Annotated in this window: 17 protein-coding genes; 10 read left to right on the plus strand and 7 right to left on the minus strand. The window is 60.9% G+C overall.

The genetic code is table 11. From position 1 onward, the window contains the following. Window positions 1-242 precede the first annotated feature (242 nt). The 6 genes from aprB (at window position 243) to AB7S84_RS00910 (ending at window position 8,952) form a co-directional block, all read left to right on the plus strand. Window positions 243-680 carry an adenylyl-sulfate reductase subunit beta gene (gene aprB, locus AB7S84_RS00885; protein WP_020877730.1) on the plus strand — a complete coding sequence of 146 codons (438 nt, stop codon included), beginning with the start codon at window positions 243-245 and terminating at the stop codon, window positions 678-680. A 95-nt stretch (window positions 681-775) separates the two neighbouring features. Beyond that, a complete protein-coding gene (gene aprA, locus AB7S84_RS00890; protein ID WP_428152742.1) occupies window positions 776-2,749 on the plus strand; it encodes an adenylyl-sulfate reductase subunit alpha in 1,974 nt (657 codons plus the stop codon). Window positions 2,750-3,010: 261 nt separating this feature from the next. Beyond that, complete coding sequence (locus AB7S84_RS00895; protein WP_020877728.1) at window positions 3,011-4,288, plus strand: CoB--CoM heterodisulfide reductase iron-sulfur subunit A family protein; 1,278 nt, start codon at window positions 3,011-3,013, stop codon at window positions 4,286-4,288. A gap of 96 nt (window positions 4,289-4,384) precedes the next feature. Beyond that, entirely contained in the window at window positions 4,385-6,721 is a 2,337-nt protein-coding gene (locus AB7S84_RS00900; protein WP_428152743.1) for an FAD-dependent oxidoreductase, read from the plus strand. An 86-nt stretch (window positions 6,722-6,807) separates the two neighbouring features. After that, complete coding sequence (gene qmoC, locus AB7S84_RS00905; RefSeq protein WP_428152744.1) at window positions 6,808-7,956, plus strand: quinone-interacting membrane-bound oxidoreductase complex subunit QmoC; 1,149 nt, start codon at window positions 6,808-6,810, stop codon at window positions 7,954-7,956. Window positions 7,957-8,034: 78 nt separating this feature from the next. Further along, window positions 8,035-8,952: a TIGR01212 family radical SAM protein gene (locus AB7S84_RS00910; RefSeq protein ID WP_428152745.1), complete on the plus strand. Its 918-nt coding sequence runs from the start codon at window positions 8,035-8,037 to the stop codon at window positions 8,950-8,952. Here AB7S84_RS00910 and AB7S84_RS00915 read toward each other — a convergent pair. The 6 genes from AB7S84_RS00915 to mpl all read right to left on the minus strand — a co-directional run bounded on the left by AB7S84_RS00915 (window position 8,949) and on the right by mpl (window position 14,646). Then, window positions 8,949-9,677, minus strand: a complete 729-nt coding sequence (locus tag AB7S84_RS00915; protein ID WP_020877724.1) for an amino acid ABC transporter ATP-binding protein — start codon at window positions 9,675-9,677, stop codon at window positions 8,949-8,951. The genes AB7S84_RS00910 and AB7S84_RS00915 overlap by 4 nt on opposite strands. A 40-nt stretch (window positions 9,678-9,717) precedes the next feature. Further along, on the minus strand, window positions 9,718-11,214 hold the full coding sequence (locus AB7S84_RS00920; RefSeq protein WP_428152746.1) for an acylphosphatase: 1,497 nt from the start codon (window positions 11,212-11,214) through the stop codon (window positions 9,718-9,720). Window positions 11,215-11,217: 3 nt separating this feature from the next. Beyond that, entirely contained in the window at window positions 11,218-12,213 is a 996-nt protein-coding gene (locus AB7S84_RS00925) for an SPFH domain-containing protein (RefSeq protein ID WP_020877722.1), read from the minus strand. Beyond that, a complete protein-coding gene (locus AB7S84_RS00930; protein WP_020877721.1) occupies window positions 12,210-12,668 on the minus strand; it encodes an NfeD family protein in 459 nt (152 codons plus the stop codon). Before AB7S84_RS00930 ends, AB7S84_RS00925 begins: the two co-directional genes overlap by 4 nt. Before the next feature lie 15 nt (window positions 12,669-12,683). Then, window positions 12,684-12,938, minus strand: a complete 255-nt coding sequence (locus tag AB7S84_RS00935; RefSeq protein ID WP_428152747.1) for a HypC/HybG/HupF family hydrogenase formation chaperone — start codon at window positions 12,936-12,938, stop codon at window positions 12,684-12,686. 286 nt (window positions 12,939-13,224) lie between these two features. Continuing rightward, entirely contained in the window at window positions 13,225-14,646 is a 1,422-nt protein-coding gene (gene mpl, locus AB7S84_RS00940) for a UDP-N-acetylmuramate:L-alanyl-gamma-D-glutamyl-meso-diaminopimelate ligase (RefSeq protein WP_428152748.1), read from the minus strand. Window positions 14,647-14,877: 231 nt separating this feature from the next. On the opposite strand from mpl, the gene AB7S84_RS00945 reads away from it, so the two are divergent. Beyond that, the gene (locus AB7S84_RS00945; protein WP_020877718.1) at window positions 14,878-15,702 is read left to right on the plus strand and encodes an SIR2 family NAD-dependent protein deacylase; all 825 of its coding nucleotides are present in this window, start codon (window positions 14,878-14,880) and stop codon (window positions 15,700-15,702) included. Here the strand turns inward: AB7S84_RS00945 and hemL are convergent. Next, window positions 15,699-17,000, minus strand: coding sequence for a glutamate-1-semialdehyde 2,1-aminomutase (gene hemL / locus AB7S84_RS00950; RefSeq protein WP_020877717.1), 1,302 nt, complete (start codon window positions 16,998-17,000; stop codon window positions 15,699-15,701). The genes AB7S84_RS00945 and hemL overlap by 4 nt on opposite strands. A 396-nt stretch (window positions 17,001-17,396) precedes the next feature. Between hemL and AB7S84_RS00955 the strand changes: the two genes are divergently transcribed. The 3 genes from AB7S84_RS00955 to AB7S84_RS00965 all read left to right on the plus strand — a co-directional run bounded on the left by AB7S84_RS00955 (window position 17,397) and on the right by AB7S84_RS00965 (window position 20,106). Then, entirely contained in the window at window positions 17,397-18,221 is an 825-nt protein-coding gene (locus AB7S84_RS00955; RefSeq protein ID WP_428152749.1) for a YpsA SLOG family protein, read from the plus strand. A 236-nt stretch (window positions 18,222-18,457) separates the two neighbouring features. After that, window positions 18,458-18,943 (plus strand): YchJ family protein, encoded by a 486-nt coding sequence (locus AB7S84_RS00960; protein WP_020877715.1) that lies wholly within the window; start codon window positions 18,458-18,460, stop codon window positions 18,941-18,943. Between the two features lie 92 nt (window positions 18,944-19,035). Next, window positions 19,036-20,106, plus strand: coding sequence for a BMP family ABC transporter substrate-binding protein (locus AB7S84_RS00965; RefSeq protein ID WP_020877714.1), 1,071 nt, complete (start codon window positions 19,036-19,038; stop codon window positions 20,104-20,106). Window position 20,107: the final 1 nt, after the last annotated feature.

The following is a 20,107-nucleotide window of genomic DNA, read 5'->3' on the forward strand; positions in this document are numbered from 1 at the left end:
CATCGGCGCTCGAAGAAAGTTGTTTACACCGGGATGGATTTGACATAGTTAAGCAATTTGGGATCTCACAGGCAGTAAGTCTTTGACATAGGCAAGTCGGTAATTTTTTTGAGAAATGGTCCAAAGTCAGCTTTTTGGCCACAGGTAGGAAGGGAGGTGCAGACAGCTTAAGTTGCAACACATCTGATTTAGGTTGTTAGACCTTTACCATCACCAAACGCTAACTGTAGGAGGTATTGTAAATGCCAAGTTTTGTAATTCAGGAAAAATGTGACGGCTGCAAGGGTGGAGATAAGACCGCGTGTATGTACATCTGCCCCAACGACCTGATGGTTCTCGATCCCAACGCAATGAAAGCCTACAATCAGGAGCCCGATCAGTGCTGGGAATGCTTCTCCTGCGTGAAAATCTGCCCGACTCAGGCCATCGAGGTCAGAGGCTATGCCGATTTCGTGCCCCTGGGAAGCTCCATTATGCCGATGATGGGTACCGAAGACGTCATGTGGACCTGTAAGTTCAGAAATGGTGTTATCAAACGCTTCAAATTCCCCATCCGTACCACTCCCGAAGGCGCCGCCAATGCATACGCCGACCTGAAGGGCAAGGATCTCGACAGCGAGCTGCTCGCCACCGAAGAGACGGACGGCGTCACCCTGAAGAAGCCGATCGCCACGGTCTAACGTCGGAATTCCACACCGTCGTTACGGGTGACACGGCAGTAATCGGAAGTAAAAAAATCATAAAATTCTGATAATACTTTAAGGAGGTATGGAGTATGGCATTACCGAACAAACCGATGGGAGAGCTTAAAGCGGTTAGGGATCCTGAAGTTGACGAGCGCGAAGTTGACATTCTGATCGTAGGCGGCGGTATGGCTGCTTGCGGCGCGGCCTTTGAAATCAAGAAATGGGCCGGCGACAAGAAGGTCCTTCTCTGCGACAAGGCCGCCATGGAAAGAAGCGGCGCCGTTGCCCAGGGCCTCTCGGCCATCAATACCTATATCGGCAGCAATACCCCTGACGACTATGTCCGGATGGTCCGTAACGACCTGATGGGCCTGGTTCGTGAAGACCTGATCTTCGACCTGGGCTGCCATGTCGACGACTCCGTGCATCTGTTCGAGGAATGGGGCCTGCCGATCTGGAAAAAGACCGAGGACGGAAAGAACCTCGACGGCAAGAAGGGCCAGAAGATGGGGACGCTGAAATCCGGCGCCGCCCCGGTCCGCACCGGTAAATGGCAGATCATGATCAACGGCGAATCCTACAAGAGAATCGTCGCCGAGGCCGCGAAGCTGGCTTTGGGTGAAGACAACATCATCGAACGCTGCTTCATCGTCGAGCTGCTGCTGGACGCCAATGAAGAAAACCGCATCGCCGGTGCCGTTGGCTTTTCCGTTCGCGAGAACAAGGTTTATATCATCAAGGCCAATACCATGATGGTCGCCTGCGGCGGCGCCGTCAACATCTACCAGCCCCGTTCGGTCGGCGAGGGCAAGGGCCGCGCCTGGTATCCCGTATGGAACGCCGGTTCCACCTACACCATGTGTATGAAGGTCGGCGCCGAACTGTCCATGATGGAAAACCGTTTCACCCCGGCCCGTTTTAAAGACGGCTACGGCCCGGTCGGTGCATGGTTCCTCCTGTTCAAGGCCAAAACCCTCAATGGTCTGGGCGAAGCCTTTGCCGGCAGCGCCGCCGCCAAGTCCGAGCTCGAGAAATACGCGCCTTACGGAACCGCCGCCATCACCCCGACCTGTCTGCGTAACCACCTGATGCTGTTCGAGATGAAGGAAGGCCGCGGCCCCATCATCATGGACACCGTCACCGCTCTGGCCGAACTCGGCAAGACCATGGACAAGAAGGAACTCAAGCACCTCGAGTCCGAAGCCTGGGAAGACTTCCTCGACATGACCTGCGGCCAGGCCAACCTCTGGTGCGCCACCAACACCGAGCCCGAGAAGAAGAACTCCGAGGTTATGCCCACCGAGCCTTACCTGCTGGGTTCCCATTCCGGCTGCTGCGGTCTCTGGACCTCCGGCCCCGATTTCGACTGGGTGCCGGAAGCCTACAAGATCAAATACAAGGGCAAGGTTTACAACCGTATGACCACCGTCAACGGTCTGTTCACCTCCGGTGACGGCGTCGGCTGCTCCGGCCATAAGTTCTCCTCCGGCTCCCACGCCGAGGGCCGCATGGCCGCCAAGGCCATGGCCAAGTTCGTGCGCGACAACGCCGACTTCAAACCGACCCTGAAACAGTCCAAGGAAGAGCTGGTCGACCTGGTCTACAAGCCGGTCCGCACCTTCCTGGACAACTGCAACTACACCACCGCCATCGACATCAACCCGGCATACATCAAGCCCAATGGAATGATGTACCGACTGATGAAGGCGACCCACGAGTACGGTGCCGGCACCGCGACCTTCTACCAGACCTCCAGCAAGATGCTGGAAGTGGTCATGGATCTGCTCCAGACCATGCGCGAGGACTGTGAGAAGCTGGCCGCGGGCGACCTCCACGAGCTCATGAGGGCCTGGGAGATCGAGCATCGTATCTGGACCGTCGAGGCTCACCTGCGTCACATCCAGTTCCGTAAAGAGACCCGTTACCCCGGCTTCTACTATCAGGCCGACTTCCCGGGTCAGGATGATGAAAACTGGTTCTGCTTCGTCAACTCCAAGTACGATCCGACCAAGAAGGAATGGGATATCTTCAAGAAAGAATACATCAAGATCATTCCCGATTAATTGATGCGGAGACCGGAATGCTCAGGAGTTCCGATATCCAATAGAGATTGAACCGAAACCTCCGGGTGTTTTCGAATGCCCGGAGGTTTTTGTTAAGATGTGATGACGCATGTGTCAGGCGTTATGTGCCCGCATCGAAAGATGCATCGAGAACCGGACGTTGCCGGCACATAACTCCTAACACCCGGTATTTGATTAGGATGGAACATTTATGCAACCTTACTTTAATCACACAAACATTATGATGCACGGAGGGATAGCATGACGGTAGACAAACAAGCCCCTGGTAGCGGAAGCATTATGGTTGTTGGCGGTGGGATCAGTGGGTTAACGACGGCCCTCGAAGCTGCCGAAGTGGGGTATGAGGTATTCATCATCGAGAAGAACCCATACCTGGGCGGTCGAGTGGCGCAATTAAACCAGTATTTTCCCAAGCTATGTCCTCCGACCTGCGGACTCGAGATCAATTTCAGGCGGATCAAGGACAATCCGAACATCAAGGTGTTCACGCTGGCCGAGGTGGAAAAGGTGAGCGGCAATCCCGGAAACTACACCGTCGATGTAAAGCTGAGCCCCCGATACGTCAACAGCAACTGCACCTGCTGCGGGGAATGCGGCAAGGCCTGCGAGACCGAAGTCCCCAATGACTTCAATTTCGGGATGGATCGCATCAAGGGGGCTTATCTCCCCCATGAAATGGCGTTTCCGGCCAGGTACGTCATTTCGCCCAGGATCATCGGCACCGAAGATGCCAAAAAGGTCAAGGCCGCCTGCAAATATGATGCGGTGGAGCTGGATATGGAGGCGAAAACCATATCCCTCAGTGTCGGTTCCGTCGTGTGGGCCACGGGTTGGGAGCCTTACGATGCCAACCGGATCGACAACCTCGGGTTCGGTCGGTACCCGAACATCGTCACCAACATGATGATCGAACGCCTGGCGGCGCCCAACGGCCCCACCAAGGGCAAGATCCTGAGACCCTCCGACGACAAGGCCCCCGAATCCATCGCCTTTGTCCAGTGTGCCGGCTCCCGGGACGAAAATCATCTTCCCTACTGTTCCTATATCTGCTGCATGGCCTCCCTGAAGCAGGCCACCTATGTCCGAGCCCTGTATCCCGACGCCAAAATCTACATCTTCTATATCGACATCCGTTCCCCGGGTCAGCGGTATGAAAAATTCTACAACATGGTCAAGGCGGACGAGAATGTCTTTTTTATCAAGGGTAAGGTCGCCGAAGTCAGCGAGGATCCCGACACCCGGAATATCACCGTTGTCGCGGAAAACGCCGTCACCGGCGAAAAAATTCATCAAACCGTCGACATGGTCGTGCTGGCCACGGGCATGCAGCCGACGGCCGCCAACATCAAGCTGCCGGCGGATCTGAAGTACAACGCGGACGGGTTCATCATCAACGATTTCGAAAAAGGCGGCATGTTCGGTACCGGTTGCGCAGCCAAGCCCTTTGACGTGACGTCGGCCAATCAACATGCCACCGGAACGGCACTGAAAGCGATTCAAACCCTGGTGAACAAATAACGGTGACCAGCGAACAGGAATCGGAAATTCGTCCCGGTGGCATTGTCGATGCCGGCGGGCGACGGGTAACCGACGACTGAAATCAGGAGGATATCCATGGATAAAAAGTACGGTGTATATATCTGCACAGGTTGTGGAATCGGGGAAGCCCTGGATGTTAAATCACTCTGCGCTGTGCCGGAGGATGAAGGCTTGCCGGTCAAGACGCACCCCTGCTTCTGCGGCAAGGAGGGTGTCGAACTGCTCAAGAAGGACATTGCAGACGGTACCAACACCCTGGTCCTGGCGGCCTGTTCCCGCCGCGTCAATTTCGACACCTTCCGGTTCGACGGCTGCATCGTCGACCGGGTGAATATCAGGGAAGGGGTGGTCTGGTCCCATCCCCGGGATCAGTTTCCGGCCCTTACCGATGAAGAGAAGGAAGACGAGGACAATTTCGACCGCGTCCAGATGATGGCCGAGGATTATATTCGTATGGGGATGGCCCGGGTCGAAAAGGTCAAGCTTCCCGAGGCCTACAAGCAGGACAATTTCAGCGAGCGAATCCTCGTCATCGGCGGCGGCATCACCGGCATATCCGCTGCGGTGGACGCGGCCAAGGCCGGCTACGAGGTCACCGTCGTCGAAAAAGAATCCTACCTCGGCGGATATGCCGCCAAGGTCCGGAAACAGACCCCCGTAGGCGAGCCTTACGACAGCCTGATTCCCCCCATTATCCAGGCCAGGATCGATGCGCTTGAAAAACACCCCAACATCGCGGTCAAGACCAACACCGTGGTGGCGCGCATCGCCGGGGAGCCCGGAGATTTCACGGTGACTTTCAAGAAGCCCGGCGAAAAGATCGAGTTCGACGTGCCTTATCCCCTTCCGGACGAGATGAAGGTCGACGAAAGCGGCAAGGAGCTCGACGTCGAAACGATTCATGAACGGTATATGGAATACAACAAGGGGCGGAAGGATATCCTGACCCTGGACCCCAACGGTGAGAAGTTCGGAGCCGTGGTGCTGGCCGCCGGATGGCGCCCCTACAAACCCGCCGACGGCGAGTTTGCCAATTTAGGGTATGGGGAGATCCCAGATGTCGTCACCAACGCCAGGTTCGAGGAGCTTGCCGCCGCAGGTCCTGTCAAGCGGCCTTCGGACGGTAAGCCCGCCAAGTCCGTCGTCTTCATTCAGAGCCCCGGCGGCGAGGCGGGCGACGCCGACTTCTCCTACGCCGGCGCCGTGACCAGCATGGTCTCCCTGAAACAGGCCAAGTATGTGCGCGAGGATTACGAGGACGGCAAGGCCTATGTGTTCTACCAGCACATGCGGACCCCCGGCCTCAACGAGAATTTCTACAAAAGCATCCAGCAGGATCCCGGCATCTTCCTCACCAAGGGTGAGGTCATCCAGGTCTCCAGTAACGGCGACGGCCTGGTCATCGATGCCGACAACACCCTCCTGGGGGAGAATATCCGGGTCAAGGCCGACATGGTCGTCCTGGGCACCGGCATGGTGCCGGCCACGGCCGATGATCCCGTCGTCAACCTCGCCTACCGTCAGGGACCGGCCTTCCGGGATATCGGGCTTTTCAACGGGTACTCCGACTCCAACTTCATCTGCTTTCCTTATGAAACCCAGCGAACCGGCATCTACGCCGCCGGCGCCGTCCGCCGCAGCATGACGATGGAAGAGTCCATCGAAGACGCCGCCGGCGCCGCGCTCAAGGCCATCCAGTGCATCCGGTCCACCAACCGCGGAGTGTCGGTTCACCCCCGCTCCGGCGACATGACCTTCCCGGACTTCTTCTTTCAGCGGTGTACCCAGTGCAAGCGCTGCACGGAGGAGTGTCCCTTCGGCGCTCTCGACGACGACGCCAAGGGAACGCCCAAGCCGAATCCCGCCCGATGCCGCCGCTGCGGCACCTGTATGGGGGCCTGCCCCGAGCGGATCATCGGATTTGCCGACTACAACATCGACAGCATCGGTTCCATGGTCAAGTCCGTCAAGGTGCCATCGGAAGACGATTATTCCGAACCGCCCTTCAGGGTTCTCGGACTGGTCTGTGAAAACGACGCCTTCCCGGCCCTGGACATGGCGGCCATCAACGGCCTGTCCTACTCGGCCGACGTCCGGCTGATCCCCGTGCGCTGCCTCGGATCCGTCAACGTAATCTGGATCAAGGACGCCCTTTCCCAGGGCATGGACGGCGTTTTCCTCCTGGGGTGCAAGCATGGCGACGATTACCAGTGCCACTTTGTCAAGGGGAGCGAGCTGGCCGAAATCCGGATGAAGAAAATCGGCGACGCTCTCGCCAGCCTGGCCCTCGAGGAGGAGCGTGTGGCGCAGTTCGAGATCGCCATCGATCAATACGACAAGGTTCCGGAGATCATCAACGGTTTCGTGGAATCCATCGAAGCCCTGGGCCCGAACCCGTTCAAGGGATTCTAGTCAGGTAAAAACAGCAAGTGGGACGCCGGCGGAGGATGGGTTTCCGCCGCCGGCACGCCATTCTTAACGGATCAGGAGGTACTGAGATGACGGATAGATATGTGGTGGAGCCCGACGTCGGATTTATCAACGAGGTCATCGGGCTTGGTGGCGAAGATCTCAAGAAGTGTTATCAGTGTGCGACCTGTGCTGTGGCATGTCCGATTTCTCCGGACAATAAGCCCTTTCCCCGCAAAGAGATGATCGCGGCGTCCTGGGGGTTGAAGGACAAGCTGGTGGGGAATGCCGATATCTGGCTGTGCCACAACTGCGGCGACTGTTCGACCCTGTGCCCCAGAGGCGCCAAACCCGGCGATGTTCTGGGCGCCATTCGGGCCTATGCCATCCAGGAGTATGCCCAGCCCAAGAAGCTGGCCGAGCTTTTCAACGATCCCAAGAAATTGCCGGTGCTGTTCGCGATTCCCGCCGTTCTTTTCATCGTGCTCGGCATTATCGGCAACATCCTCGGCTTTCACTTCCTGGATTTCACGCCCGGGGGCGAGGAGATCGTGCATGCCAAATTCATTCATACCACATTGGTCGACATCATCATGATTCCGACCTTCTTCGCGGCCATCGGCATTTTTGCCATGGGCCTGAAACGCTTCATTGCCGACATCCACAAGGATGCGCTCGAAACCGGCAAGACGACCCTCCAGAAGATCGACCCCAAGGGTTTTGCGGAGGCGCTGGTCCGGGTCATTCCCGGGATATTCAAGCACAAGAAATTCACCGAGTGCGGCGAGAACACCGAACGGGCCACCTCTCACATGATGGTCTTCTTCGGGTTTCTGGGGCTGTTCATCGTGACGAACATCTTCTTTGTCGTCCTTTACGGCTTCGGGATCCATGGGCCCTATTCCCAGCTGAACCCGGTGAAATGGCTCGCCAACATTGCCGGCGTAGCCCTCATCATCGGCGCGGCGCTGATGATCAAGGACCGAACGGCCAAGCCGGACCAGGTTTCCGCCTATAAAGACTGGTTCATCATCGGCCTGGCCCTGGCCCTGGGCGCCACGGGCATGCTGACCCAGATGACCCGCCTGGGGGGCGCCGCCGGTCTCTCTTATTTCATCTATTTCATCCATCTGCTCTGCATCTGGGTGTTTTTCATGTGCCTGCCGTTCTCCAAGTTCGCCCACATCATCTACCGGACGGTGGCCATGGCCTACGCCGAATACACCGGCAGAAAATAACAGACAACCCGGGACGCTGCTGTCTTCGGATGATGAGGGGGAGCCTTCGGGCTTCCCCTCGCTGTTTCGAGGAACGCCATGACGGCTTTGCCGTACAGGGATTTCAACGCCTATTTGAGAGATCGCTTCGGGGAGCGGGTCCAGAAGATTATCGTGGATGCCGGCCTCGACTGTCCCAATCGGGACGGCACGGTAGCCCGGGGCGGATGTATCTATTGCAACCGCCGGGGATCGGGCACCGGCAATCATGCCAAAGGGCTTTCCATCACCGAACAGATCCGGGTCGGCAGCCGATTCGTCGCCCGCCGCTACAAGGCCCGCAAGTTTCTGATCTACTTCCAGTCCTTTTCCAACACCTACGCACCGGTGCCCGTGCTTCGGCGACTCTACGACGAGGCCCTCGGAGCCGTTCCCGGGATAGTGGGCCTCAGCATCGGCACGCGGCCGGACTGCGTGGACAAGGCGGTGCTGGATCTCCTCGAGGATTACGGCCGACGGACCCTGATGTGGGTGGAGTACGGTCTCCAATCGGCCCACGACGAGACCCTGCGGCGCATCAACCGGGGGCACGACGTCGCCTGTTTCCGGAGAGCGGCAGCCGAGACCCGGCGGCGAGGTATCCGCGTTTGCGCCCACGTCATATTGGGGCTGCCGGGGGAAAGCCGCGGAGAGATGATGGAAACGGCAAAGGCTCTGGCCGAGATGGGGATTGACGCAGTCAAAATCCACCTGCTTTACGTGGTCAGGGGGACGGCCCTGGAGCGCATGTACCGGACGGGGGCTTACCAATGCCTGACCCAGTCCGAATACGTAGACCTGGTCTGTGAATTTCTGGAGCATCTCCCCCCAAAGGTCGTCATCCAGCGTCTCACCGGCGATCCTCACCCGGATGAGCTTGTCGCCCCCGACTGGGCCCGCGACCGATCCACCCTGAACCGCATTCGTGAGACCCTGACCGCCGCCCATCGTTTTCAGGGGGGGCGATACGGCGGCTAGTGCTTGAGAATCTTGCCGAGAAACGAGCGGGTCCGCTCGTCCTCCGGTGCGGTGAAAAACGCCGTGGGGGTTCCGGTTTCGATGATCCTGCCGTCATCCATGAACACCACCTTGCTCGCCACCTCCCGGGCAAACCCCATTTCGTGGGTCACGACGGCCATGGTCATTCCCTCTGCAGCCAGCTTTCGCATAACGTCGAGAACCTCGTTGATCATCTCGGGGTCCAGGGCCGACGTCGGTTCGTCAAAGAGCATGATTTTGGGCTGCATGGCCAACCCCCGGGCGATGGCCACGCGCTGTCGCTGTCCGCCGGACAACTGCGCCGGATAGGCGCCCGCCCTGTCATGGATGCCGACCTTTTCCAGCAGGTCCAGGGCGATGGCTTCGGCCGTTTTCCTGGGAACGTTCTTGACCTTGATGGGGGCGATGGTGATGTTCTCCATGACCGTCATATGGGGATAGAGGTTGAACTGCTGAGAGACGAAGCCGATCTCGGCCCTGAGCCTTGTGATGTTGGTGGCCTTGTCGTGGACCGGCAGGTCGTCCACGAAGATTTCACCCGACTTGATCCGTTCCAGCTGGTTGATGCACCGGATGAGGGTGCTCTTTCCGGATCTGCTGGGCCCGCAGATGACCGCCGTTTCCCCGGCTTTCACATGAAAATCGATGTCCTTCAGCACGTGGTGCCGTCCGAACCATTTGTTGACCTTTTTGAACTCAATCATGAACGATCCTTTTCAGCCGCTCGCCGCGGCATTATGCTCGTCAGACGGTCGCGGCGGCCACCATGGCCTGGCCCAGGGAGATCCCGCCGTCATGGGTGGGGACGCGGGCGTGACTGAAGACCGAGAATCCCGCTCCGGTCAAAGCCCGGGTCAAGCCCTTCAGCAGAATGACGTTCTGGAAGGCGCCGCCGCTCAGGACGACCCTGTCAAGCCCGGTGTTGCAGCGAATATCGGTGCACAGCGTGGTGAATTGGCGGATAAGGGTGTTGTGGAATTTTCGGCTGATGACCGGAACGCAAAGCCCTGAGAGACGATCCCGGACCACGCCCTCGATGATGGGAAAGAGCGGGATTTCCCGGCTGTTTTGAGCCGGGCGTTCGCAGGGGTAGCAGCCGGTCTCCGAGGGATCGGCCGACATTTCGAGGGCCATGGCCGCCTGTCCCTCGAAGGTGACGTCATACCGGATATCGAGAAGAGCGGCGACCCCGTCGAACAGTCGCCCCAGGCTGGAGGTGAACGGCGCCTGGAATCCTCCCCTGACCATGGCGAGAACGGCATCGATCCGGTCCGCGTCGAGGCGTCTGAGCATGGGAAGGTCCAGTTCCCGGAGGGCATCACCGAAAGCCCCGTGGAGATAGGCCACGGCCATTCGCCACGGCTCCCGAACGGCGGCATCACCCCCGGGCATGGGGGTGTAGGCCAGATGCGCGGCCCGCTCAAACGATCGGTAGTCGGCCGTCAAGACCTCTCCGCCCCATACGGCCCCGTCGGTGCCGTAACCCGTGCCGTCGAAGGCGAGACCGATGACGGGGCCTTCCAGTCCGTTTTCCGCCATGGCCGCCGCGACGTGGGCGTGATGGTGCTGGACGGGGATCTTCGTTCCGGAAGATCGCATCCGGGCATACCGGGTACTGAGGTAGTCGGGATGCGCGTCGTGGGCGATGATCTCGGGGGCGATGGCGAGGATGTGTTCGAGGTGCCGGATGACGGCGTCCAGGAACCGGTAGGTCTCGAGGTTTCTCACGTCCCCGATGTGCGGGCTCAAATAGGCGCATCGTTTCCGGGTGAGGCAGACCGCGTTCTTCAATTCGGCGCCGCAGGCCAGAATCGGCGGCAGGGATCGGTGCAGAAAGATGGGCGCGGGGGCATATCCCCGTGAACGGCGGATAAAGCGGCTGCGGCCGTCGATATGCCGGACAACGGCATCGTCGCTTCTCTGGCAGATGTCCCGGTCATGAATGAGAAATCCGTCGGCGATGCCTGACAGATCCCGATGCGCTGCGTCGTTGTCGACGGCGATGGGCGCCGTGTCCACGGCCCGGACTTCGGTAATGACGGCCGGGGGGGGCAGCGACGCCGTGATCTCCCGGGAGAAAGCCGTGACGGCGTCGACCGTTCCCTCAAGACGGATGCGGACCCCCGCCGACGCGTTGGCCACCTCTCCCTTCAGGCCGTGTCGGCGGGCCAGCCGATAGACGAAAGGACGAAACCCGACCCCCTGGACGACGCCGCTGATGTAGAGGGTTCTGGATACCATGGATCAGGGTTTGGGAAGATCCCAGCGGGTCACCGGCGACGCCGGCGGGGTCGCTGTTGCGGCCCCGGGCTCCGCAGCCGGTGTGTCGAAGACGTCCAGGATTCCCTTGGCCGCGGCAATGAAGCCGCCGACATCCGAAAGGGTGGCGGGGATGATCATGGTGTTGTTGGTTCGGGCCAGATTTCCGAATTCCTGGATGTACTGTTCGGCGATGCGGAGGTTGACCGCCTGAAGCCCCCCTGCCTGCTGGATGGCCTGGGCGATCTTCCCGATGCCCCGGGCCGTGGCTTCGGCCACCCGCTCGATCTCCTGTGCCCGACCCTCGGCCTCGTTGATCCGCTTCTGCTTTTCCCCCTCGGACTCCGCGATCATGGCCTGGCGGCGCCCCTCGGCGCGGTTGATTTCCGCCTGTCGTTTTCCTTCGGATTCGGCGATCTCGGCCCGCTTGTCCCGCTCGGCCTTCATCTGCTTCTCCATCGCCTCGATGATGCTCTGGGGCGGCTCGATATCCTTGATTTCATAGCGTGTCACCTTGACGCCCCAGGCGTCGCTGGCCTCGTCCACCGATTCCACCACCCGCATGTTGATGACCTCCCTGGCCTCGAAGGTGCCGTCGAGATCGAAGGTGCCGAAGACGCTCCGCATGGTGGTCTGGGCCATCTGCATGACGGCGTACTTGTAATCCTCGATGCCGTAACAGGATTTCTGGGCGTCCACCACCTGGAGGTAGAGGATGCCGTCCACCCCGATGGAGACGTTGTCCTTGGTGATGCAGACCTGTTGGGGCACGTCCACCGCCTCCTCCTTGAGGGAACGGCGGTAGGCGATGCGGTCGATAAACGGCACCAGGATGTGGAATCCGGCCTCGAGGGTCCGGCTGTATTTGCCCAGTCTTTCGACGATATAGGCCGTTCTCTGGGGGACGATGCGGATGGTCTTGAAGAAGACGACGATGACGAAAACCGCGATGCCGGCGGTGATCAGGGTGTAGAGGCTCATATCTTTCGGTACTCCTCCTCGTGAAGGGGTTCGACAAACAGCAGGATGCTGTCCCGACCGACGATCGAGACGTAGCGGCCTTTTTCCAGCAGCTCCTCGGACGCGGTTTCAGCCTTCCATGCGGCGCCCTTGAAGACCACCCGGCCGGGCCGGCCCCGGCGAAGGGGCTCCAGTACGACGGCGGTCCGGCCGATGAAATCGTCCGTCAGGTCCGGGCCGCTGTCCGGGCGGGGGGTGAATCTCCGGCGGAGCAGCACGAGAGAGCCGATGGAGACAACGACAAAGACGGCGATCTGAAGCGGCGCGCCTACATCCGCCCCGAGGCAGAGGAGGGCGACCACCCAGGCGCCGACGCCGAAGAAGACGATGATCACTCCCGGCGCGAAAAATTCGACGATGACGCAGAAGAGTCCGATGAGGAACCAGAGGGTCACGGGGTCTTTCAGCATCTCCATGGCGGGCCTCCGATATCAACCCGACGGTTCGGAAGCGTCGAAAGCTTCCCCGTCCGTTGCGGCCCCCGCCTCCCGGAGCAGCCGGAGGGATTCCATGGCGACGGTCTCATCGATGACGTGGAGGGCGAACCCGGCGTGGACGATCACGTAGGCGCCGACCGCGGCGTCTTCCGCCAACACCAGGCTGCACTCCCGCCGAATTCCGTCCACGTCGACGACGGCGGTGTCGCCGTCGATCCCGATAACCCTCGCGGGGATGGCAAGGCACATCTGGATGCGCTACTCCTCTGGTTGAACGGCACGGGTTTCGATGCCGACGCCGACGGCCTCGGGAGGTCCGCCGGCTTGTGCGGCGATTCCCGAAGGCGTTAAATAATCACTTTTTATCACCTCAACTGTCGACTTTCACAGGCCGGTTCCGGGAGGAAAGGGGCGCGGGCCGTATCCTCCCGGCATCGCTTTCCGGTCGCCATCATGAAAGTCGACAGTTGAATTATCACTCTATCGATTGTGATGCCGATTGTCAATGAAACGGGGGTCCTTTCGGCCGGCGACGTTACAGGGCCGCCAGCAGCCGTTCATGAATGTTGTCGAAGCCGCCGTTGGACATGATCAGGATCGTGTCCCCGGATTCGGCGGTTTCCACCAGAAACCGGATGACGGCGTCGGTGTCGTCGAAATGGCGGGCGTCCATGCCGCGCCGTTTCAGATCCGCCACCAGGGTTTCCGAGGAGAGGCGCTCCTCCGGCGGAACCTTATCGAGGCGGGAGGGCTTCCGGATCAGGACCTGATCGGCGTCCTCGAACACCTGGGGGTAGACCGCCTGAAACACCCGGCGCATGCTCGTGTTGGTCCGGGGTTCGAACACGGCCACGAGTCGCCCTTCGGGATAGAAGCTGCGGACGGCCCGGAGGGTCTCCCGTACCGCCGTGGGATGGTGGGCGAAGTCGTCGATGACGGTGACCCCCCGCTTCACCCCCCGGACCTCCTGGCGTCGCCGCGGGCCCTGAAAGCTTTCGAGAGCCGCGGCCATGGCCGCCTTCGGGATGCCGACGGCGTCTCCGGCAGCCATGCAGGCGAGAATGTTTTCGAGGTTGTGCCGGCCCATGAGTCGGGTGTTGAAGGCGCCGAAGCGCCGGCCGTCCCGGAGGACCTCGAAGCGGGTCCACGGCGGGGCCGATTCGATGCCTCCAAGCCGCCAGGGGGAGTCGGGCCGATGGCCGTACGGCAGGACCCGGCACCCGCATGCGCTGGCTAACTCCGCGGCATTGGGGTCGCCGTCATAAGGGATCAGGGTGCTGGTGGGGTTCATCCGGTGAATCAGGCGACCGAAGGCCTGCTTGACGGCGGAAAGATCCTTGTAGATGTCCGCATGGTCGAACTCGACGCCGGTAAGAACGGCGACGGCGGGATCGTAGTGAAGAAATTTGGGGCCCTTGTCGAAAAAGGCCGTGTCGTATTCATCCCCCTCGATGACGATGAAGGGGCCCCCGCCCAGACGATAGTTGCTCTGAAAATCCCGCACAATCCCGCCGATGAAAAAGGAGGGGTCCAGACCCGCGCAATGGAGCATCCAGGCCAGGATCGACGCCGTGGTGGTCTTGCCGTGGGTTCCCACGACCATAAGGACCTGTCGGTCTCGAACGACGAAATGGTTGACGGCCTGGGGCATGGAGCAGTACGAAAGCCCCATCTCCATCAGGGCCAGGGCCTCGGGGTTTTCCCGGGTGACGGCATTGCCCACCACGACGAGATCCGGGCGGTGGGCCAGGTGGTCCCGTGAAAACCCCGGGGCCGCCGGAATGCCCTTTCCGGCGAGAAAATCGCTCATGGGCGGGTAGATTCCCTGATCCGATCCGGTGACCCGGTAGCCCAGGTCCTTGAGCATGCCGGCAAGCGCGCCCATGCCCGTGCCGCAAACGGCGATGAGGTGGATCGTCTCTATATGGGCGGGAATCCGGTTGCGGTTCACATCCATGGCTTGTCACTTCCTTTGTTTTCTGATAGTCCGGGTTCAGGTTCGGGCGGCGCCGTTCCGCATGCAGACGGCGGCGTCAGGGGGCGGCCTGCCTCCCCGACCGCCGCCGGCTGAAGGAAGGTCGCGCGGGGTCAACGGCAGGCATCGGATTTGGCAACGGCCTTTCGCAGGGAAGCATCTCCCGGCGCCGGGCGGCAGACGACAACACCACGCTCATCGGAGACGCATTCCATGGAAACCTCCCTCGAAAACCTCTTGAAAGCATTCGTCACTTCTCAACAGCGGATTACCGTCCTCACCGGCGCGGGCATCTCGGCCGAAAGCGGCATTCCCACCTTCCGGGGTCCCGAAGGCTACTGGACCATCGGATCCGAGGCCTACCGTCCCCAGGAGATGGCGACCCAACGCATGTTTCTGAAAGCACCCCTGGCGGTCTGGAACTGGTATCTTTACCGCCGTTCGGTCTGCGCCCGCGCCGAGCCCAACCCCGGGCATCGCGCGGTGGCCGGGATGGAGCGCCTCTTCGGCGATCGTTTCCGACTGGTCACCCAGAATGTCGACAATCTCCACCTGCGGGCCGGCAGCACGCCGGAGCGGACCTTCGAAATCCACGGCAACATCTTTCTGATGCGCTGCGCCGAGGCATGCTCTGCGGCTTTGACGCCGGTGCCGGCGGCCTTTGACGATTGGCCCCGGGACCGGGAGATTTCCTCCGGGGAGGCGGAACTTCTCCGCTGCCCCCGCTGCGGAGGGCTTTTAAGACCCCACGTACTCTGGTTCGACGAGGTCTACGACGAGCCGTTCTACCGGTTGACCACAACGCTCGCGGCCGCCCGGGAAACGGATCTCCTCATCGTCGCGGGCACCTCCGGCACCACCAACCTGCCCAACAAGGTGGCCTGGGAGGTCTCCCGCCGTTACAAGGCGGTCATCGTCGACGTCAACACCGACCGCAACCCCTTCGCCGCCCTGGCCGTCCGCCAGGGGGGGTTCGCCGTGACCGGCACCTGCGGGCAGATCCTTCCCGAGATCCTGGCGCTCTTCCAGGCGGCCTAGCACTCACATCCGGCGGCGAGGGTCTTGAGCACCTCGGCCGCCGCCCGGACGGTCTCGTCGATATCCTCCCGGGTGTGTGCCGCCGAGACGAAGGCGGCCTCGAACTGGGACGGGGCCAGGTAGATTCCCCGCTCGAGCATGGCGTTATAGTAGGCTGCGAACATCTTGAGATCGGATGTTTTGGCGTCCTCGAAATGGGTCACCGGGCGGTCGGTGAAGAACATGCCCAGCATGGAGCCCACCCGGGTGAAGGTCACCGGAATGCCGGCCACAGCGGCGGCGCCTTCGAGCCCGACGGCCAGCCGACGGGATTTCTGATCCAGCGCGTCGTAGAAGCCCGGTTCCTGGAGCTGTTTGAGGGTGGCCACGCCGGCGGCCATGGCCAGGGGGTTGCCGGAGAGGGTGCCGGCCTGGTACATGGGGCCTGCGGGGGCCACCTGTTCCATGATATCCCGGCGTCCGCCATAGGCGCCCACGGGCAGGCCGCCGCCGATGATCTTGGCGAGACAGGTCAGATCCGGGGTGATGCCGTAAAGCGCCTGTGCCCCGCCGTAGGCCACGCGGAACCCCGTCATGACCTCGTCGAAAACCAGAACGGTCCCGTGCTTCTCCGTTTCCTTCCGGAGGGTTTCGAGGAATCCGTCCACCGGGGGTACACACCCCATGTTCCCGGCCACCGGCTCCACGATGATACAGGCGATGTCGTCGCCCCGGGCGTTCATCAAGGCGGTCACGGCGTCGATGTCGTTGTAGGGCAGGGAGATCGTCTGGGCGACGAAGGCCTGGGGGATCCCCGGGCTGCCGGGAATGCCCAGGGTGGCGACGCCGGAGCCGGCCGCCACCAGAAGGGAGTCGGCGTGCCCGTGGTAGCAGCCGTCGAATTTGACGACGGCGTCCCGTCCTGTAAAGGCCCGGGCGAGACGGACGGCGCTCATGGTGGCTTCGGTGCCGGAGTTGACCATGCGGACCATCTCGATGGACGGCACGGCGTCTTTCACCATTTCGGCCAGCCGGAGTTCCAGCACCGTGGGCGCACCGAAGCTGGTGCCCTGGGTCAGTTCGAACTCGATCAGCTTGATCACTTCGGGATGACGGTGCCCCAGAATCATGGGTCCCCACGATCCCACGTAGTCGATGTAGCTGTTGCCGTCCACGTCGAAGATGCGGCTGCCCTGGGCCCGTTCGATGAACAGGGGGGTGCAACCCACGGACCGACAAGCGCGGACCGGGCTGTTCACCCCGCCGGGAATGAGTTCCCGGGCTTCTTCAAACAGTTTCAACGAGTGGTCTATGTTCATGTCAATCTCCTTCATTGCCTGCGATCCTCGGCTGTTGACCGCCCGGGATGTTCATCGTCAAAGGGCTCGATGCGGATGCATTCGTAAGGGGCGGTTCTCTGCATTGCCTTGCATTACCCGATGTCGACCGGCTTCTGAACGTCGAGTTGAATGCCGGAACGTAACGCCACCAGATACAACGGATCGGGGGATATTGCAACACCGGAGTCCGAAAACCGACCGTCGGCGCCGCTTCCCGTTCCCGGGGCGGGCGCTTGAAACAATATATTGATTTTGTAATTGAATCATCTTAAATTGAGACGATAATGTGGAAAGGCGGGCATGGGAAGGATGGGGACAACGGCCGCGACCGCTCCGAAAAGAGGGGCCGGCAATGCAGGGGGATGACGATCCGGTATGATTCGAAAGGTGATTTCCGGCGGAGAGGCGGGGGTGGAGCGCGCGGCACTGGACGCGGCCCAGAAATTCATGATCGACTGCGGGGGGTGGATGCCCCGGCGGCGCGACGGGGAGGACGAGGCTCTGGTCAGGGCTTATCGGTTGACGCTGCTGATCGACGCCGATGCCGACCAGGCCGCGGCGCGGAACGTGTCCAACGCCGACGGTGTGCTGGCCATCGTCTGGGGGGCGGCGACGGAAAGCGCCGCGCGCCATCTCCGGCTGGCGGAGCGATACGGGCGGCCTGCAAAGGTGCTGGACCTGGATCGGATTCCGGCCTTCAAAGCGGCCCGGGAGGCCGAGGCCTGGATCCGGGAGAAGGGGATCGCCGTGCTGAACGTCACGGGGTCCCAGACGACCGACGCGGCGGTCTATCGAACAGCGTCGGACATTCTCGAGACCCTCCATCAACTGCTCATGATCGACCCCCGGCATCACCGGTCGGGGCCCGGCGACGTCGCGACGCGGGCGGACGTCCGTCTGGACGCATTCGTCCGGATTCCCAAGACCGTCGACGAGGCGGTGGCGGTGCTTCTGTCGGCGCTGAGTTTCCGGGATCGAACCCGTATCGCCAACATGGACGAGAAGCGTCTCGATACCTTGATGCCCTCCATCGGCGTCTACATCCAGAACGAATTTCGGCTGCGGCAGGGCAACCCGTCGCTCATGGATGACTGCAGGGCCCGTTCGGACACCCCTGATGAAGCGCCCGCGAAGGTTGTCATCCGGGCGCTCCGGCACGCCCTTCGGAACACCGATGGGGTGCTGCGCGTCGTCAAATAGCCCCCTGCGCGTCGGACATTGACATACGCCGACCTGGAAGAGGCCCTCCTTTTACCTGGCGCGGTCATCTCGGGAAAAGTACAGGTGATCGTTTCTTTACTTTTGAAAGAGATATTGGTATAGGCCGTCAGTTTCAACAACCTTGCCGGTTATGAGAACCAACGGGGCGTCTTCGCTCCCCGCGGGATCGAGGCCCCCGGATCCATCCGAGATGAAAAGCAGAAAAGGAGTCGACCATGGAATCATGCCCCTGTGGATCAGGCCTGACATACACCGAATGCTGTGAACCGCTGATCACCGGCGCGCAACCCGCGAAGACCGCGGAGGCCCTCCTCCGGTCCCGCTACACTGCCTATGCCGGGAAGATCGTCGATTATATCGTCGACACGACCCATCCCGATCAGCAGGAACCCGACAGCCGGAAAACAGTGGAAAAATGGTCCCGAAACACCGAATGGCGGAAACTCGAGATCGTGAACTGCGAGGCCGGCGGCATCGATGACGAGGAAGGAACGGTGGAGTTCAAGGCGGATTACACGGAAAAAGGGAAGCCTAGAAAACATCACGAACTGGCAACGTTCAAGAAAAAGGACGGCCGATGGTATTTTTTCGACGCCGGGACACCCCCGATTCGACAGGTGGTGCGCACCTCCCCCAAGGTGGGGCGGAATGCGCCGTGCCCTTGCGGAAGCGGAAAGAAATACAAGAAGTGCTGTGGCTGAAAGACCGTAGATCGTCGCCGGCCGTGACCGGGTCCGGGAATATGCATGCCGGCGTTTGTTCTTCTATCGATTCAAGGAGGCGGGGTACAGCAATGGTGAAACGTGCAATCATGGTGGCGGCGGCGGTGCTGTTGTGCTGCGGGGCGGCGTTGTCCGCCGACAAAGACGACAAAGAGATGAAGGTCGGTTTCGTTTATGTCTCCCCCGTAGGGGATGCGGGCTATTCCTATGCCCACGACATGGGCCGGAAATTCATAGACGGCAAGGACGGCGTGACCACCGCTTTTGTGGAGGCGGTTGCCGAAGGCCCGGATGCCGAGCGGGTCATCCTCAACATGGCCCGGAAGGGCTACGATCTCATCTTCGCCACCAGCTACGGTTATATGGATCCCATGCTCAAGGTGGCCCAAAAATTCCCCGATATCGTGTTCATGCACTGCTCCGGATTCAAGGCCGCCGCCAACATGGGCAATTATTTCGGCCGGATGTATCAGGCCCGGTATCTGACGGGCATGGTGGCCGGCGGCATGACCCGGAGCAATACCCTGGGGTACGTGGCCGCCTTTCCCATCCCCGAGGTGATCCGCGGCATCAACGCCTTTACCCTTGGCGCCCGGGCCGTCAACCCCGATGCCGTGGTGCGCGTGGTCTGGACCAAGACCTGGTACGATCCGGCAACCGAAAAGGAGGCGGCCAAGAGCCTCCTCGACACCGGGGCCGATGTCATCGCCCAGCATCAGGACTCTCCCGGTCCCCAGGAGGCTGCCCAGGAGCGGGGCGTTTACGCCATCGGGTACAACACCGACATGAGCGCCTTCGCCCCCAAGGCGCATCTGACGGCCGCCGTCTGGAACTGGGGGCCTTTCTACAAGGAGATGACGGACGCGGTGAGAAACGGAACCTGGAAGAGCGGTGCCTATTGGTACGGCATGGACAAGGGCATCGTCGATATCAGTCCCATGGCCGACGTTGTGCCGGAAAGGGTCAGGGCACGGGTTGCGGCCGTAAAGGCCGAGCTGATTGCCGGCACCTTCGCACCCTTCTCCGGCGAACTGAGGGATCAGAGCGGCGTCGTTCGGATTCCCGCCGGGAAATCCATGACGGACGCCGAGTTGCTGGGAATGGACTGGTTCGTCGAGGGCGTGGTCGGTTCGACGCAATAAT

This window comes from Desulfococcus sp. (assembly GCF_050178255.1).
Taxonomy (GTDB): domain Bacteria; phylum Desulfobacterota; class Desulfobacteria; order Desulfobacterales; family Desulfococcaceae; genus Desulfococcus; species Desulfococcus multivorans.

Excerpts from the sequence above, each read along its gene's own strand:
- qmoC (WP_428152744.1), top strand. The coding sequence starts at position 6,808 with ATGACGGATAGATATGTGGTGGAGCCCGACGTCGGATTTATCAACGAG.
- aprA (WP_428152742.1), top strand. The coding sequence starts at position 776 with ATGGCATTACCGAACAAACCGATGGGAGAGCTTAAAGCGGTTAGGGAT.
- hemL (WP_020877717.1), bottom strand. The coding sequence starts at position 17,000 with ATGAACATAGACCACTCGTTGAAACTGTTTGAAGAAGCCCGGGAACTC.
- AB7S84_RS00915 (WP_020877724.1), bottom strand. The coding sequence starts at position 9,677 with ATGATTGAGTTCAAAAAGGTCAACAAATGGTTCGGACGGCACCACGTG.
- AB7S84_RS00895 (WP_020877728.1), top strand. The coding sequence starts at position 3,011 with ATGACGGTAGACAAACAAGCCCCTGGTAGCGGAAGCATTATGGTTGTT.
- AB7S84_RS00945 (WP_020877718.1), top strand. The coding sequence starts at position 14,878 with ATGGAAACCTCCCTCGAAAACCTCTTGAAAGCATTCGTCACTTCTCAA.
- AB7S84_RS00920 (WP_428152746.1), bottom strand. The coding sequence starts at position 11,214 with ATGGTATCCAGAACCCTCTACATCAGCGGCGTCGTCCAGGGGGTCGGG.
- AB7S84_RS00965 (WP_020877714.1), top strand. The coding sequence starts at position 19,036 with ATGGTGAAACGTGCAATCATGGTGGCGGCGGCGGTGCTGTTGTGCTGC.
- AB7S84_RS00955 (WP_428152749.1), top strand. The coding sequence starts at position 17,397 with ATGATTCGAAAGGTGATTTCCGGCGGAGAGGCGGGGGTGGAGCGCGCG.
- mpl (WP_428152748.1), bottom strand. The coding sequence starts at position 14,646 with ATGGATGTGAACCGCAACCGGATTCCCGCCCATATAGAGACGATCCAC.
- AB7S84_RS00935 (WP_428152747.1), bottom strand. The coding sequence starts at position 12,938 with ATGTGCCTTGCCATCCCCGCGAGGGTTATCGGGATCGACGGCGACACC.
- AB7S84_RS00900 (WP_428152743.1), top strand. The coding sequence starts at position 4,385 with ATGGATAAAAAGTACGGTGTATATATCTGCACAGGTTGTGGAATCGGG.
- AB7S84_RS00910 (WP_428152745.1), top strand. The coding sequence starts at position 8,035 with ATGACGGCTTTGCCGTACAGGGATTTCAACGCCTATTTGAGAGATCGC.
- AB7S84_RS00960 (WP_020877715.1), top strand. The coding sequence starts at position 18,458 with ATGGAATCATGCCCCTGTGGATCAGGCCTGACATACACCGAATGCTGT.
- aprB (WP_020877730.1), top strand. The coding sequence starts at position 243 with ATGCCAAGTTTTGTAATTCAGGAAAAATGTGACGGCTGCAAGGGTGGA.
- AB7S84_RS00925 (WP_020877722.1), bottom strand. The coding sequence starts at position 12,213 with ATGAGCCTCTACACCCTGATCACCGCCGGCATCGCGGTTTTCGTCATC.
- AB7S84_RS00930 (WP_020877721.1), bottom strand. The coding sequence starts at position 12,668 with ATGGAGATGCTGAAAGACCCCGTGACCCTCTGGTTCCTCATCGGACTC.